Origin of the sequence: Schlesneria sphaerica, assembly GCF_044336245.1 — a bacterium.
Lineage (GTDB): Bacteria > Planctomycetota > Planctomycetia > Planctomycetales > Planctomycetaceae > Schlesneria > Schlesneria sphaerica.
Map to the genome: position 1 here is coordinate 5,560,779 of NZ_CP172346.1, position 15,884 is coordinate 5,576,662.

At 55.2% G+C, this 15,884-nt stretch carries 11 protein-coding genes; 9 read left to right on the top strand and 2 right to left on the bottom strand.

The features are described 5' to 3' along the window. The first annotated feature begins 817 nt into the window (after positions 1-817). The 5 genes from ACGY09_RS20170 (at position 818) to ACGY09_RS20190 (ending at position 8,323) form a co-directional block, all read left to right on the top strand. Complete coding sequence (locus ACGY09_RS20170) at positions 818-1,759, top strand: DUF1559 domain-containing protein (protein WP_373653176.1); 942 nt, start codon at positions 818-820, stop codon at positions 1,757-1,759. A gap of 232 nt (positions 1,760-1,991) precedes the next feature. Continuing rightward, complete coding sequence (locus ACGY09_RS20175; RefSeq protein ID WP_373653175.1) at positions 1,992-2,462, top strand: hypothetical protein; 471 nt, start codon at positions 1,992-1,994, stop codon at positions 2,460-2,462. 184 nt (positions 2,463-2,646) lie between these two features. Next, a complete protein-coding gene (locus ACGY09_RS20180; RefSeq protein WP_397569175.1) occupies positions 2,647-3,930 on the top strand; it encodes an endonuclease domain-containing protein in 1,284 nt (427 codons plus the stop codon). Between the two features lie 158 nt (positions 3,931-4,088). Beyond that, positions 4,089-4,949: a hypothetical protein gene (locus tag ACGY09_RS20185; protein WP_397569176.1), complete on the top strand. Its 861-nt coding sequence runs from the start codon at positions 4,089-4,091 to the stop codon at positions 4,947-4,949. A gap of 41 nt (positions 4,950-4,990) precedes the next feature. Next, positions 4,991-8,323, top strand: a complete 3,333-nt coding sequence (locus ACGY09_RS20190; protein ID WP_397569177.1) for an ATP-binding protein — start codon at positions 4,991-4,993, stop codon at positions 8,321-8,323. 149 nt (positions 8,324-8,472) lie between these two features. Here the strand turns inward: ACGY09_RS20190 and ACGY09_RS20195 are convergent, their stop codons facing one another. Further along, complete coding sequence (locus ACGY09_RS20195; RefSeq protein ID WP_397569178.1) at positions 8,473-9,396, bottom strand: DMT family transporter; 924 nt, start codon at positions 9,394-9,396, stop codon at positions 8,473-8,475. A gap of 124 nt (positions 9,397-9,520) precedes the next feature. Between ACGY09_RS20195 and ACGY09_RS20200 the strand changes: the two genes are divergently transcribed. Continuing rightward, positions 9,521-9,859, top strand: coding sequence for a tRNA-binding protein (locus ACGY09_RS20200; RefSeq protein WP_397569179.1), 339 nt, complete (start codon positions 9,521-9,523; stop codon positions 9,857-9,859). A gap of 50 nt (positions 9,860-9,909) precedes the next feature. Continuing rightward, positions 9,910-10,464, top strand: a complete 555-nt coding sequence (locus ACGY09_RS20205) for an NADAR family protein (protein WP_397569180.1) — start codon at positions 9,910-9,912, stop codon at positions 10,462-10,464. A 202-nt stretch (positions 10,465-10,666) separates the two neighbouring features. Here the strand turns inward: ACGY09_RS20205 and ACGY09_RS20210 are convergent, their stop codons facing one another. Next, positions 10,667-12,058 carry a hypothetical protein gene (locus tag ACGY09_RS20210; RefSeq protein WP_397569181.1) on the bottom strand — a complete coding sequence of 464 codons (1,392 nt, stop codon included), beginning with the start codon at positions 12,056-12,058 and terminating at the stop codon, positions 10,667-10,669. Between the two features lie 530 nt (positions 12,059-12,588). Here ACGY09_RS20210 and ACGY09_RS20215 point away from each other — a divergent pair. Both ACGY09_RS20215 and ACGY09_RS20220 read left to right on the top strand, forming a co-directional pair. Continuing rightward, the gene (locus tag ACGY09_RS20215) at positions 12,589-14,211 is read left to right on the top strand and encodes a hypothetical protein (protein ID WP_397569182.1); all 1,623 of its coding nucleotides are present in this window, start codon (positions 12,589-12,591) and stop codon (positions 14,209-14,211) included. Between the two features lie 296 nt (positions 14,212-14,507). Further along, positions 14,508-15,809, top strand: a complete 1,302-nt coding sequence (locus ACGY09_RS20220) for a hypothetical protein (protein WP_397569183.1) — start codon at positions 14,508-14,510, stop codon at positions 15,807-15,809. The last annotated feature ends 75 nt before the right edge of the window (positions 15,810-15,884 follow it).

Sequence of the window (15,884 nt, forward strand, 5' to 3'; positions counted from 1 at the left end):
TGTAAGAAACGCTCTCAACCGGTGAATCAGCATGAGAGAGTGGCGGAACGCCAGGTAATTAGGACACGTTCGCAAAGCAACTGGCTCCGAGCTCAAAGTCTCCGATCCGGGTGTCACTATTAGAGATGTCGATGGGAAAGTAGGCGGATGGTCCAGTGAGAATTGAGCAGATCAACGGCACTGTGAAGCTGACGGCAAGTTCTTTCCGGAGATCTGAAGCTTTCTCGCGGAGAGGAAGTGCACGCAGCCGTCCCTGACGCGAGCAGCCTAATCTTGTGGAAATCACACTGTCAACGATGGAAAGAAGGGATAACCGAAGGGTCATCGAAAGAGATTTTCGAGGAACTGAACCACCTGCGCCGTAGGACCATCCTGTGAGTCAGCAATCCACGGCGGGTGCTGCCACTAAGACAATCATTACTGCATGCTTTCTATACATCGACTGCTGTCGCTGCCGTTCGACCCGCGTTCGGTGAACGCCTCCCTGCGGCCAATTTTAGGGAATTCTGAGCTCATTTTTCAGGTGCTATTAAGACTGCCACCATTGTCCTGTGATAGGATTGGTGCCGTTACAAAGCCACAATTATCGCTCAATTCGTTCAGCGAGCGACTCGCTAAAGCGTGGTTAGGCTGCGGCGATGATCATTCGAAATGCAAATCACTGCTCAGAGTTGATTTTTTATAAGGAACGTTGTTTGCTATCGTCGACGTCTGTCGTAACGTCAACAAGCATGTCCTTCGTTCACTTCACTTCTGTCATTGTTTTCGGCGCAACTTCGCGCATTTTCTTCGGAACGTTTCGAGAGAAAGGTCGCTGATGCCCAGCGTACGTCGTCAACGTTTGGTCCCGTCCGGGTTCACCTTGATTGAGTTGCTTGTCGTAATTGCGATTATCGCAGTTCTCATTGCACTCCTGCTGCCCGCGGTGCAGCAGGCTCGTGAAGCGGCAAGACGGACTCAATGCAAGAACAACTTCAAGCAATTGGGGCTTGCTCTACACAACTACCATGACAACTACCAGATGTTCCCGCCGTCGACGGTCAATCCGGGATCAGAACGATCGGCGACCTTTGTTCCACCGGGACAGGTCCGAAACTTTACGGGCTATTTGTACATTCTTCCGTTCATCGATCAGGCCAATGTCTACAATCAGATCAACTTCAGCCTGGCAACAGGCAAGGCAGACTGGAACTCACTCGGAGGCGGGGGCGAACAACCCGTACTCAATAACCTGAAACTTGCCGGATTTCTTTGCCCAAGTGATCCAGAGTACGACACGCCCCATACCTATACGCCACAGAATATGTACACCATTACGGGGGCGCAGCGAACAAGTTACGGGTTCGTGCATGAAGAAACCGAGTATCACGGCCTGACTGGCGGACTGTACAGCAGTAATACGAACCCGGGCCGGTCTGTATTCGGAATCAACTCGTCGGCGGGACTGCATTCCATCAAGGATGGCTCCAGCAACACATTTCTCATGATTGAAACCCCGCTCCAGAAAACGGACACGGCGTACGGTCCCTTCGTTACCGGATACACTCATACCCATTTCATCATCCCGGCCTACGGCATTAACCAGAACTATCTGACGACGAAACTGGTCTATGCCTGGAGGGCTGGCAGCGCTCATACGGGTGGCTGCCAGGCGTTAATGGGGGACGGATCCGCACGATTTATCAGTGCGAATATTGACCAGAATCTGCTGAATGGAATTGTCAGTATCAGCGGAAGCGAGATTCTGGGCGAATTCTAAAGGGAGATCGATTGAGTGAAACCGAGAGGCCGCAGCTGGGGGGGACATCGCTGATAAGTGAGCCCCCAGTTGACAGTGACTATCCACGATGGCCGACGTGGCACAACAGGTCACTGTCGGTGAGTGTGTTGAGTCAGAACTGACGTTAACGGTGAAGGTTCATGGTGTGCGTCGGGGCTTTCGTCCTGGCGCTCAACTCTTTGTCGCTGCTCGAGGAGTGTGGAGTATCGTGATGCGAGAATTCTTGGGCTGTACAGCTCTGATTTTAGTAACGTGTATTGTTGGGTGTGGCAGTAAGGGGGGAGTGAAGTCCGTCGATGTCTCAGGGACGGTGACCCTGGATGGTGAGCCGCTGCAGGGGGCGGATGTCTATTTTTCTTCAGGGACCTATGGAGGCTACGGGACCACCGATTCTGAGGGGAAGTACCGACTCGTCAATGGTGCCGCTGTCGGCGACAATAAGATCTCATTCAAGAAGTTTGACACTTCTAATGCCAAGGGGATCGATACCAGTATTCCAGGAATGGACGAAGGACAGGTCGCTGCCATGATGGAAGCAAGGGCCAAGTCACAAGGGGGGAAGGGGGCGAAAGGGAGTTTGATACCACCGGAAATGAGTGATCCCAAGACGACGAAGCTGACGTACCAGGTCCCTGAAGGGGGGACCGATTCTGCCGATTTCCGACTCACATCCAAAAAATGATCGAGTCCGGGAAGTCCGTGGCTGCTTCACGCCAGGCAGCCGTGATTAGAGAATAGACGCCCAGAGTAATCTCACACCAGGAACTCGCCCCCTCTTCCGATCGAGGGTGGCGAGTTTCTTTATTGAGTCACCCCGAAGGGACGTTGCTGATACTTCAGTTTTGTGAAGCAGCACCCTACGCTCGGTGGATACGATCATCACGAGTGTCCAGCGTGGGGCGATCATGGTGGCTGAGGATGGTTCACGAGCTTCGCCGTTTTGGGAAGAGCTGGCGGGAGGTTGCTGCCGCCTGGTGGTGAGTGACCGGACCGATGATCTGCTCGCGACCATCAAGCGGTTGGGGCCAGCAGAGCTTCAAGGACGCCGGTTCATCGCGCTCGTCTGGAATCAGCTTCCTCCCGGTCCCCGAATCCTGGATGAAGTCCTGGATCGACTGGCGGATTGTGCCTTGTCGCTGTGGCCTGATTGGAACGCATCCGCTCCTGAGCAACCTGTCCGTGGCATGAGCAATCCCGGGGTAAGCCAGGGAAAGGAACCAATCGATACGGGAAATGGAAGGCTCAATCACTGGCTTGAGCTGGCCACCAGGGCCGTTCAATCCGGCCGGGCCCCTCGATTCAAACGGGTGTTCACGGCGAATGCCGAAGTGCGGCAGTTGACGAGAGTCATCGGTTCACCCGCTGTGCAACTTTTGCTGGTTGTGCGTGACCCCTCCCAGGCATCTGCGGCGCTGCTCGGTCTCGCCCGGACGACTGAATGGCTGGCGAAAGAAACAGAGATGCCTGTCATTGTCGTCGTTCCCTCGCAATTGGCCTCCGCAGTGGAACTTGACAGTATCAGCTTCGATACGGTCCAGCCTGGTGAAGTGAGTGCACTTGGGTTAACTGCAGTAGCGGGACCGAAGGACTCGTTACCCTCATCACACTTCCCGTTGGAGGACTCGCTATCGAGTCTTGAAAATGAAGTCAGTCACGGCGATGAAGTCATCGTTGAAGGCTTTCACCTCGACAGGAGTTCTGAGTTTGATATCGAGGCCGAGTCCGGGGCAGGCACCGAGCCGTCTCGCTTTTTTGCAGAATCCCGCGAACAACCTCGGTCCTTCCGGCGAGAATTATTCATCCATCCCCTGATCGGGCGACCTCACCCGGGAAGTCAGGGTGAGCAATTACTCTGGTCACGGCTTTGTTCGGATAGGGAACTTGCGGGACTATTTGAATGTAATGTCTGGGTGACGACATCGGGGGGCGAGGCGTACTTAGTGGACTTTGTCTGGCGGAACGGTAGAGTCATTGTAGAAGTGGATGGGTATTACTGGCACGCAACTCCAATTCAGTTTGTCCTTGATCGTCACCGCGACTATGAACTTTTAATAAGTGGCTACCGTGTGATGAGAGTTCCTCACGATGTATTACTCTCGAATCCGGATCGGGTTGTGGAAAAGATCCGGAGACTGGTCCAGCTGCATTAAGCGACGGCTGTCGTCTGAACTGCCATGCTCGGTAGCACCGACGGCTCTGACCAAAGCGATTGACCATTTATAGGACGCTCTTTCAGCAGGGATGGCTCAATCTCGTTCTGATAGATGTTGAAGTCTGATCACTGGGACATATCGGGAGGACGATCGTGATGGCCGACGAAGTAAATCCACGCCAGGCTCTGTTCCTACTGCGGCTGCTGACTCAGCCGGAAGGCTTTTACATTGGCAAGACGAAACCCGAGTTGTCCGCGCACGAACGAAAAACGCTCGAGGCAGCAGGCTTAATCCATGTCTCAAAACAGAAGGAATCCCCCAAGGCCCGTGCGGCGTTACATGCGACGCTGACAGAGAAGGGCTGGAAATGGGCAGAAACGCATCTGGACGCCACTTTGCCCACGACGGGGACTGCAGGCCTGGTCATTCTGAGCAAAGTCCTGCAGCTCCTGAAAGCTCACGTCAGCTCGGGTGCAATATCTCTGGCAACGTTCTTCACGATCCCCGAGACACCAGGTGTCAGTCTGGAGATAAAAGGGACCAGTTCTGAGAAGCTTGAGGTCACTCGTGAAGAGGCTTCTTCCGGGGAAGAGATACGGGAATCTGCGAAGGATTTGCCTGATCGATCTCTCACCCAGACGGCTCAGCGTGACCACGACAGGCATGCATGGATTGATGGCCAGGAATCTCTGCGGCGGATTCAGGAGGAGGTTTCTTCGGAAGAGCCCGGTGAGCTGTCAGACGGACTCAAGCGGCGATTGTACGACGCTTGTTTTCAGATTGCCGGGGATGGAGTGTACGGAGTACGAATCCGCCTGGCCGACTTGCGGTCCCGGCTCGCCGACGTCCCGCGACCTGAACTCGACAATGCTCTGCGGGAATTGGAACAGTCGGAAGCCGCGTCCATCATGCCGCTGGATGATCCCCGCGAGATCCGAACCGCTGATGAAGAGGCGGCGCTGTCCAACAGTCAGGGGAAGGACCGTCACATTCTGTACCTGTCGAATCCCAGATAAATCTCGAACGCGAACGGTTACTGAACGGCCAGGAGAAATTCATGCCCGCTGTCGTTGAGCCACCGAAACAGGACGCCGCTCTGGAACTCGCCGCACTCCGCGAAATCAATTACGACTGGACGATGCATCTCAGAAGCGTCTGGGCGGATGCGGCGTATGATTCGAGCGAGATTCATACCCGCTTACGGGACGAGTTTCAGAGACGGCTCGATTCCCTGAAGGTCGATAAGAGTGCGAATTCCCCTTTGGGGTGGCTGCTTGTGGGGAGCGCCGGGTGTGGGAAGACGCATTTTCTTTCTGTCTGTCGGCAGCAGGCCGCAGCCCGAGGGATCTCGTTCGTACTGGTTGATATGACTGACGTACGTGATTTCTGGAGCACGGTGCTGCAGGGATATCTCGACTCGCTGCAGGTGGAGTACATCCCGGGACAGTTCCAGCAGCGGACCCTGTTAGAAAAGTTCCTGAAGCTGATCGACTACGACGTGACCGCGGAGCGGGCTCTGGGACGGTTTGCGGAATTTTCACAGCAGCAGCACGCCCAGCAGGTGACTGCCGTTGTCACTGCGATTCGAAAGATCCACCCGCGCGAAGCGGCCATGTATCAGGATGTGATCCGTGCGATCCTGGCAACGACGTCCCATGATCCATCGGTGAGCGCTGCAGGATTGAGCTGGATTAATGCCAATCCCGTCGACGATGAGATGCGAAAGCTGCTCGGTTTCACCAAAAATCAGGAAGAGCCGATTCGCATCGTCAAAGCCCTTTCGTGGATGATGAGTCTTTGCGGATCGACGGTCGTGGCGTTCGATCAGCTCGACCCGATCGTGGCGCAACTCGATCCTGCGGCACAGGCAGGGGGAATCGAGTCGACTCCGGAGGGGCTGAGGGCGTTGTCGATCATTCAGGAGATTTCCAAAGGCCTGAGTGCCATGTTCGATCAGACTTATCGCACGCTGACGGTCGTTTCGTGCATTGAAAGCACGCTCGCCGCATTGCGGAAGTACTCCATTCAGTCCTGGCAGGATCGGTTTGAGGATGCTCGCCTCCTTCCGTCGTTGAACAATGCCGAAGTGGCGGCAAGCCTGCTCTTCCCTCGCACGACAGCCGGCTGCCGCAGCATGGGATTTAATCCCCCGTATCCCACATGGCCCGTCTCACCCCGGGCCCTCCGCAACATCAGTGGGGTTTCTCCCCGGGAATTGCTCAAAACGTGTGAACGGCATAAACGTCGTTGTCTGGCGTCCGAAACGGTGACGGAATTGCTCAGTCTCACTGACGAGGGGGAGGCTGTCTCTCTCCCTGTCGGGGTGCATCCGGAACTGGACCAGTTATTCACGCGGTTTTATGAAACGGCGCCCGTACAAACGATTCTGGAAGAGTCGACGGCAGATGAACGAATGGCACCGATGCTGATTTCGGCCTGTCGTTGCCTGTTGAAAGAGATCGATTGGCCGCGTGGCCTTGACGCGGTTGTCGATGAGTTTCCCGGTGGAAAGAATACGAAGTCGCTTCACGCGCGCATTCGAGTCATTAACCACGACGAGAATGACAGGGAGCAGCACTTCAGTATGCGGGCTCTGCAGCGGACGAATGCCAATGCCTTCCAGGGGAGGGTGAAGGGGGCGATCGACGGGTCGGGCATCGATCAGAAGTTGCCCTTCCGCCACTGTGTGCTGCTCAGGACGACACCCCCGCCAGGAGGAAAGATCACTCAAGAACTGGTTGAGCGGTATAACCGCAGCGGTGGGGAATGGTGTGCACCGCAGGCCGAGCACATCAGGACCTTGCATGCACTACACATGCTGCAGTCAGAAGGTCCGATCGGCCTTGATGAGTGGCTGAGGGGGCAGCGTCATGCATCGCGATTGCCGTGGCTGCAGGCGGTCCTGAAATGTCTTGGGGAAATCAGGGACAGCGCACCCGTAGAGGACGAGACTACGGAATCCGTCGTTCACAATTTCAGTCGAACACCGGCGACACCATCCCCACTCAATACACCTGATACATCAGAAGCTGAGCCGACCGCGCAAGTCGATCAGGGGGGAAAGATACAAGTCGAATTAGAAGGTGAAGCACCTGTTAGCCGAGTCGGCGCGTTACCGGATCAGATACCGATTGGAACCCGTCAGGTTGGTAAGCATACCGAGCAGGTGACGCTTCCGTTGTCACTGCTGGAAAAGCACACCGTGGTTCTAGCCGGAGCGGGGTCTGGTAAGACGAGTTTACTCAAGCGGATCATTGAAGAGGCCGCACTGGCCGGGATCCCTTCCATCGTGATCGACGGCGCCAACGATCTGGCCGCTCTGGGGGATCACTGGCCGGAACCGCACCCAGGCTGGATGGAAGGGGACGCGCAAAAAGCGAAGGCCTTTCATGAGACGACGGATATCGTCTACTGGACGCCGGGACGAGAAAGTGGCAATTCGCTGGTGCTCGAACCCCTGCCAGATCTCGCCGGGGCTGCTTCGGATAGCGAAGCGCTCAGGCAAGCGATTGATGCCGCCGTTGATGGCCTCGCTTCGCTCGTTATTAACGGGAAGGGGGGGACGAACGAAAACAAGCGCGGCCTGCTGTCACGGGCCCTCCGCTACTTTGCCCACAACGGTGCGGGAGACCTGCACGACTTCATCGCACTTTTATCTGACCTGCCCGAAGAAGCCGGGTTGGGAATGGCGAGAGAAAGCAAGTTCGCCAAGGAAATGGCTGACTTGCTGCTGGCCCGCATCGAGACAAATCCGATGCTGCGCGGCATCGGGACGGGGCTGGATCCCGCCATCCTGTTCGGTGACGTCAGGAAACTGAAGGCCGGCCCGCGAATCTCGATCATCAGTCTGATGGGACTCGCTTCCCCCGAGCTGAAGCAGCAGTTTGTGTATCAACTGGGAATGACACTCTTCACCTGGATCAAGAAAAACCCGACGCCGCCCCATCGAGCACTGCGCGGGCTGCTGGTGGTGGATGAAGCGCGCGACTTCATTCCTTCGCAAAAGTCGATTCCGTCTAAGGTCAGTCTGCAACTGCTGGCGTCACAGGCGCGGAAGTACCACCTTGGCCTGATCTTCGCGACGCAAAATCCGAAAGAGATTGAAAACCGGATCATCGGCAATTGTGCCACTCACTTCTACGGCCGCGCCAGTTCTCCCACGTCGATTAAGACCATTCAGGAGCAGCTTCAGGAGCGAGGAGGACGGGGTGACGACATTGCCACGTTAGAAGCAGGGCAGTTTTACGTCTACAACTCGGAGGCCGGCCTGCCGAGGCCAGTCAAAGTCAGAATGCCGATGAGTCTCACGAAGCATGGGTCGGCCCTCGAAGAGGACGAAATCCTCAGACGTGCCGCCCAGTCCCGCCTGCGGTTAGCGTCCGCACAATGAACTGGTCCGTTCCGCTCGATAAAAACTCGTGCGGTCGATGCCGCCGCAGTGGCCGCGAAGGTGCGTCGGCGGGGACTCTCCGTGAAGGGGAACCGGGCAGTTTTGTGCTCGGTCATCTCGAAGAGGAGACTCGCTTTAGCCGGACGTTCCTAAGCGGCCTGACGGCGTGAATGAACCGTCAATGCCAAACCGGTCAGGATCAGAATGACACCCATCACGAACTGTGATCCGATTTGATCCTGGAAAATGAAGGTGGACGTGGCAATTCCGAAGACGGGCTGCAAGAACTGGACGCTCGAAGCAACTCGCGCTGGTATCTCTCGCAGAATGTTCAGCCACAGAAGCAGTCCCGCTACTGTAACGAACAGGCCCAGAAACGTGGCGGCCCCGATAGCGGGAAGCGTGAGCTGAAACGGGGTGAAGCTGGCCTCCCAGATCGCCCAGGGCAAGAGCGCCGCGAAGCCGAAGAAGGTGCTCCACGCTGCAACCGCGAGGCTGCCGTATTGGTGCGTGAGTTCGACGCTCCAGACGTAGTAGAAGGCAATCGCGAGAGCGGATGCCAATACCAGCAGCGGCCCCGCCAGTGTGGCGGCCGTCTCAGTCGACGGTCCACCCGTCGCCACGACGGCAATTCCCCCGAATGCCACGGCAATCCCGAGAGTTTGGGTACGCGTGATGGACTGTTTCAGTCGAATCGTCGCAAATACGACGACAAACACCGGAATAGTGGCTGAAAGAATCGTACCAATCGACGCAGGCGTTCTCGCCACTCCCAAGGATTGGGCGATCTGTCCGATGCCGATCCCTACGACCCCCAGCAAGGCCAATGGAGCCACCGCTTTCCAGGGAAGGGGAGGCATGTTCATAATCAGAAATGCCAGAACAGGGACTGCGATTCCAAATCGCAGTGCTGTCAATGTGAGCGGAGGCATCGAGAGCAGGCCCAGTTTTGTGACCGGAACCGAAATTCCCCAGATCGCGGCCAGCGAAAGCAGCGCGCAGATCTTGCCGAGAGGAATCACCCCTGTCGAGAATGGTTCGACCCCAAGACCGACGTCACGTTGCTCACACATCTGATTCATCACTAACTAGGCGGGGCTCGAAACGAGTGACCACGGCCGCAAAGTCCTTGTGGCGCATCGTCTGCTCGGTTAGACAATGGATGCGGCGAGAAGGTTCATGCCAGAGGAGCGTTCTGTGGATCCGATTACGTGGTCAGACTTTGAACGAGTGGAACTTCGTGTGGGCACGATTGTTTCGGTCGAGGATTTTCCTGACGCTCGGAAGCCTGCGTACAAGATCAAGGCCGATTTTGGCTCAGAGATTGGCGTGAAACAGTCCAGCGCTCAGATCACCACGCTCTACACGAAAGAAGAGCTGGTGGGTCGACAAATCATCGGCGTAGTCAACTTTCCCACCAAGCAGATTGGGCCTTTTCGTTCCGAATTCCTCGTTACGGGACTGTATCGAGACGACAAAGCGGTCGTTCTGGCGGTCCCTGACAAACCGGTACCAAACGGATCCCGGCTGGCCTAGGACGAGTCTGCAGTGCAAAACGCCGCACCCGAGCAGAAAGAGAACTGCCCATGCTCAATCTGGAAACGTTACTACAAAGAGCGCGGGACGGTGAACCGCTGGAGTACCTTTACTTCTGGGGGCACACCCCCGCCAAGACTGGTGAGATACGGCAATCGTGTCTGAGCCAGTGGTATCTCGCCCCGTTTGAGATCGACGGTATCGTTTATCCAACGGCGGAGCATTGGCTGATGGCTTCGAAAGCCCGTTTGTTCGGCGACGAAACGTCGCTACGGCAAATTATTGAGGCGCTCGACCCAAAGTCGGTCAAGGAGCTGGGGCGAAATGTTTCCAATTTCGATGCCAGTGCGTGGGAATCAAAACGTGTGGAGTTGGCCATCGAGGGCAATCTCGCAAAGTTCAGGCAGCATCAGGCGCTGAGAAGTTATCTCTTGGCCAGCGAACACAAAATCCTCGTAGAGGCGAGCCCCGTCGATAAGATTTGGGGGATCGGCTTAAGCGCAAATGACGAACGAGCGGGCAGCCCTCTGACATGGCAGGGATTGAACCTGCTGGGATTCGCACTCATGGAAGTGCGAAATCAGTTGAGCCGGATACCTCAGTAAACTCGAAACCGACACGTTCGGGACACCGGCGTCTGGACCAACCCACGACTTGGCGACAACTTGGCAGTGCCAAAAACTTGCAAAACTCGCGTTCCAAATGAGACTGACGAAACACAGATTTAGAGGCAGTTTCAAAACCATTTTATTGCAACAACTACTCTGGACAGCAATTTGCATAGGGCGGATTTCAAAATCGTAGGCATCAGACAGCGAGTTCGGGCGTGACGCAAGTTGTTTGATGGAAGAGTTCTTCTGCTCTCCCTGCTTTGATCCATGCTCGGATTCGGATGATCGTTTCCGCGTTCTCCCGTAGCCAGTAGACGGCATTGCTTTTGACACGCAGGTTGATGACGCGACGAACGGCGCTCTCGATGGCACCACTGCCGATCGGCAGCTGGTGATCGCGCGCATGAGAATAGTCCATGCGACGATTAGTCAGTCCGTTCGTGATGAAATAGTTCAACCAGGTCTTCTGGTCTTTCGTCCTGTGCGAGCCCAGTAGCGATCGAATCTCATCGACCACTGCCCCGATCTCTCCCCGCCAGAGGCGTTTCTTTTGAGTCGTCAGCCAGCGCGACTTGCGACTTCCCGTGAGCGACTTACTCTCGGCAATCTTGCCCAGGTATTCCATCGCGTGCCAGAAGTCGATCAATTGCTGGACCTTTTCCTCAAGGAGTCCCAGCGACTTGATCAGCTTGGGGATCCGCCGCCAGATCCAAGTGGCGCCATCCGCCACGAAGAGGATGCGAGCGGCTTCCGTCAAGTCGAGCCCCCGCAGGTAGGCCAGCAGTAATGCGAACAGTTGGTCACACGAACCCATGGTGCCGTCAATGACGGGGGCGAAGTCGCTCGCCATCCGGCCCTCTTCATCCACGGCATAGATGATGAAGAGTCGTGGTTCACGCCATTTCGGTGAGAATCGCTTGCGCCCCTTCTTCGTTTTGCCTCGACGTCGCTCCCGCAAACGGACACGCCCCCCATCCATCGACACCACAATCCGTCGGCCCGACACTGTTCCCGTCGCGGTCATTGAACCGAGGTCGGTCATTCGCCGAAGTAATTGGCCCATTCCCGCAGTCACCGTTCGCAGTTGGTTGACGGAGATGCTGATCCCTTCTTCGGCGAGCATCGTCACCGCCTCATCATAGGATCCCAGCAGTGCCGCGGCTTTCGCCATCCGCGTGCGGATTTGTGGGGTGTAATGACCGGCAATCCCCAGCAGCATCAGCATCGGAAACAAACCCCGACGACTGTTCCCACCCGATTGGCAACGGTGGTAATACGTCACCATGAGTGTTACGGCGACGTTACCTGGAAGATGAACTTTCTTCTGGCGAATTCCCTGAGAATGGTAGGTCCTTGGCAGTGACTTGATAAACTGCCGTTCCTTCAATCGCAGCTCGCAAGAGTGAGTTGCCCGAATCAAGTGAAGACCCAGGCGGAGCGATGCCAACTTTCTGCCCAGGGCGGCATACTGCTGCTCACACTTCGTCACGTCGGCAGCGGAGAGGAGATCGACAGTCATCCCCCAATCCCGCAGTTCTGCTTCGACGACACTCGCCTCCGCTTCCAGTCGTTGATATTCTGCGTTCATCCGTGAATCGCTCCCTGAAAAAACGTTGTGGTAAACGCTCTTTACAGCGATTCACGGACTTTCTCATACCCCAATTTCTTGTCCATCAATTCCCGACAATTTCAGAATCCGCCCATTTGCATACCCATAAGGGAGAAAAGAGTCCCTTACATGCGGATTACCCAGTCCATGTAGCCCCAGCGACGGCGGCCGAGTACGACAGGGTTGGCTAGGCTATCAAAGTAGGCTTCTTGTCCGGCATGAATATTTCCCGCATCTCTTCGAAGGCTTTTTCGGCCTCGCCCGCGTAATGAAATGCACGAACTGGCTTTGAAACCGCTTATAATCGTACCTCAGTGTCATTCTTTAAATTTCCTATAAAGGTCGGAAAAACGAATGAAATATAAACAACTGAATCAGAGAATGGGTGCAATCCCGTTTTGCGGTCGAGTACGGAGAAGTGATTATTTGCTGAGTGATCTCTGAGTCTGTGTTATTCTTCCCTGCTGTTGTCCAATCGAGGATTGGATGGATTCGGCACCGAGATCGCAATGGAGGGCGGTCGAATGGGAGGGATTTCCTTGGACGGTCGGGATGGTGAGTTTATTAAATCCGTTTCGGAGATGCTCTTCCGATTCAGTGGCGAGGTGTTTCCGAAGCTGGGGGAGTGGGAACGTCGTCTGAAAGGAGACCCGCTGAGTCTGGAAGCCCTTGAGTTGGAAGTCCAGCGGGAGTTCGCGCGGGGTGCGGGGATGGTCGTGGCGGGCTTGGCATCAGTCGTGATGCAGACACCGGAATTTGCCGCTGCCGCCGAGCAGACGCGACAAGACTATTCGATTCCGCTATCCAAGGGGCGTGATCGAAAGATGTCGGTTCGGCTTCTGGGGGGCGTGGTCATGTGGATCACGTCGCTTTACTGTGAAGCGAGTCGTCGTCGCGGGAATGGTCTGCAGAAGGAAGAATCAGTCTCGGGCCTACAGATTGAACAGGTGCAATTCGGGCTGGGAAAGAAAGTCTCTCCCGGGCTGGAGAGTACGGTCTCTCGGCAGTCGGCTCTGTGTCCCTCGTTTGAACTGGCTTGTGAGGAACTGGAGCGTCAGGGACTGTCGCTCAATCTCAAAACGGTGCGGCGGATTTCTCAGCAGTGCGGTGAGAAACTGCTGAAGCTACGAACGGCAGAATTGGCCTCCTGGCGTGCTGGAACTTTGGCATCGACAAACGAACTGTCGGGGAAGCGTGTGTCGATCCAGATCGACGGCGGCCGGACGAAACTCCGTGGAAAACTGCGAGCGGCAACGCCTCATGCAGAACAACTCAACGAAGACGGTTTGATTATCAGTGATGCGCCGGGACGCTCTAAGCGCCTCGCAAAACGGACGTTCGATGGCGAATGGCGCGAACCCAAGTTGATGACGATCTTCATTCATGATGAGCAGGGGCGCCTGGAGAAGAAGTCACGCATGACAATGGATGGGACGTTTGCGGGACCTGACGCTATGGCGGAACTGGTTGCCATGCACTTGCATCGCCTGGGAGCAGCCAAGGCACTGAGCCTGACCTTTGTCAGTGATGGAGCGGTCTGGATCTGGGACCGCGTCGATCAAATCGTGGCTCAAGCGCGGATTCCGAAGGAGGTCGTGATTCATCAGGTTCTGGATACCTGCCATGCCGTGCATCATATCTCACGAGCGTTAGCCACGCTCGGCGTGACCACGGAACAGCGGATGCCCCTGTATCGGGATCTTCGCACGCGACTACGTAACGGAGAATGGGAATACGTCGTCCAGGAACTACGAGTGTTTGCTGAAGACGAACCCACCAACGCGGAACTTCAAACCGAATTGAACTACCTCCAGCGACACGGGGATGCGGGACGATTGAACTATGCCGAATTTCGTCGCTGCGGTCTCCCCCTGGGAAGCGGTGCCATTGAAAGCAGTATCCGCCGAGTCATCAACCTGCGGCTGAAAGGAAACGGCGTCTTCTGGCGAGAACATCACGCGGAAGAAATGTTGCAACTGCGCGCCTTGGTGATCAGTCGCCGTTGGGATGAACAGGTCAAACGAATGCGAGCTTGGACCAAGAAACATCACCTCGCCACCTGGCAATGGACACCCCAACTGATGTCCTGCAAAGTTGAACCCCAAACCGCGAGTCCACAAAACACCCTGTAATCAAGAGTTTCACCGAACGCAAAACGGGGTTGCACCCTCAGAGAATTGCGTTGCATAAACGATACAAATCCATCGTAACAGCACATATATGTTATCTAGGTCTTGTCGCAATATTGCCGATAATATTTCCACAAGCTGAAGCTGCAGACACTAATCTTGTTCTCCATAACCTTCCCGAACCATCGCCTCAAGTTGATGAGATGAGCGACTCAGTACCGCAGTATGGAGTTGAACTTCACACAGATCGAGATCCATTCGTTTTGCCAAACGTCTCTGGTGGGAACTACTGCGCTTGCATGGCGATTGCCCAGAGGCACTCGAATGGCGAACGCCAGGATTTCGCTATCATCTCTGTTGGAGGGCCACCGGTGGAGGTGAAGAGGCCGATTCCGTTGAAAAACATCGGTAAAGATCCGGAAGACTGTGTGCTCGTCGTTAATTTGGACACGTCGAAATTCGAAAGGATCAAGTATCACCATCGGCGACCCGACCAAATCGTTACATCTCCTGATGGTCGCTTTGTGGGGATGGCCAGTTCAGAGGGATGGACTCCGCCAGGTGAGTTGTTGAGCCGATACAGCTCACCGAAGAACGAAATTGCCACAATGGCTGACGGTACTGAGCCTGGTTCGGCAGTGGAATCTGATCGACTTGCGCGAAAAGAAAAGGCCGACCGGGGGATGCAAGCTTTATGCGTCGGCACGATGAAGGTCTCTGTCTGGGAAACGGCACCCTTTCGACCACTTTGGGAATTGCGATATGCCAAACCACCAGCGAATCAAACGCAGCAGTTTAGTCGCCCGTGGAATTCCTACGCTCGAGTTGAACTCCCCTGGTGGGAAGAGAATGTGAACCAGCAACAGTTTGGGCGATTACGGATCGGCTTTTCAAACTGTTCACAGTATTTTGTTTCATTGGATGAGTCACAGAATGTGACGATCCTTCGGCTCGCTGACGGCAAGGCCTTCCATTGCTGTCCAGCAACTAAAGATGTGCAGCCTGCCGCATTCTTTTTTGATGCCGAACCGGGTGTTGTATCCGTCATCTGTACTGATCATCGCATTCGTCAATTCCTTCTCGAAACCGGGAATGAGGTAACAAATCGTCACTTGACGTTGCCCTGGTGCGCAAGATTTCTTCGAGACTCTAATAACGTTCTAGGGATGGAATTTGTTGTGGATCCGTCCACCGGTACGATAGCCACACTTATGCCTCATAGGACACTGCGGATACTGCAGGGAAACACACTTACAGATCGGTGGAAAAAGGCTGTTGATGTGACGAATCTCACCGACACGAAGATTCGTCGTCTCGATTGTACATTAAATTCGGACAGGCTCGGCGTCGGGTACGTTCCCGGATACGGAGACTGTCGCTTCAGGCAACATTCAGATATCTACGAACTGATAGATTTGAAATCTGCCAAAGTGTTGAAGCGGATAGTATCAGGAACATTGGTAAATGCACGACTTTCTTCGAAGGCGGGCCATCACTATGGCTCAGACATTGACATTATTACGCCCAGACACTTCGCCTCATGCTTGAGTCCAGACGGCAGAGATATCTTCTATGCTTTCTCCGTTGACGACAGCAGGTAGCCGGTCCATCGCGGGTTTCGCTAAGGCAATTCGACCAAGGATTACGACTGTGCTCATTGGCGATTCAATAGGGAC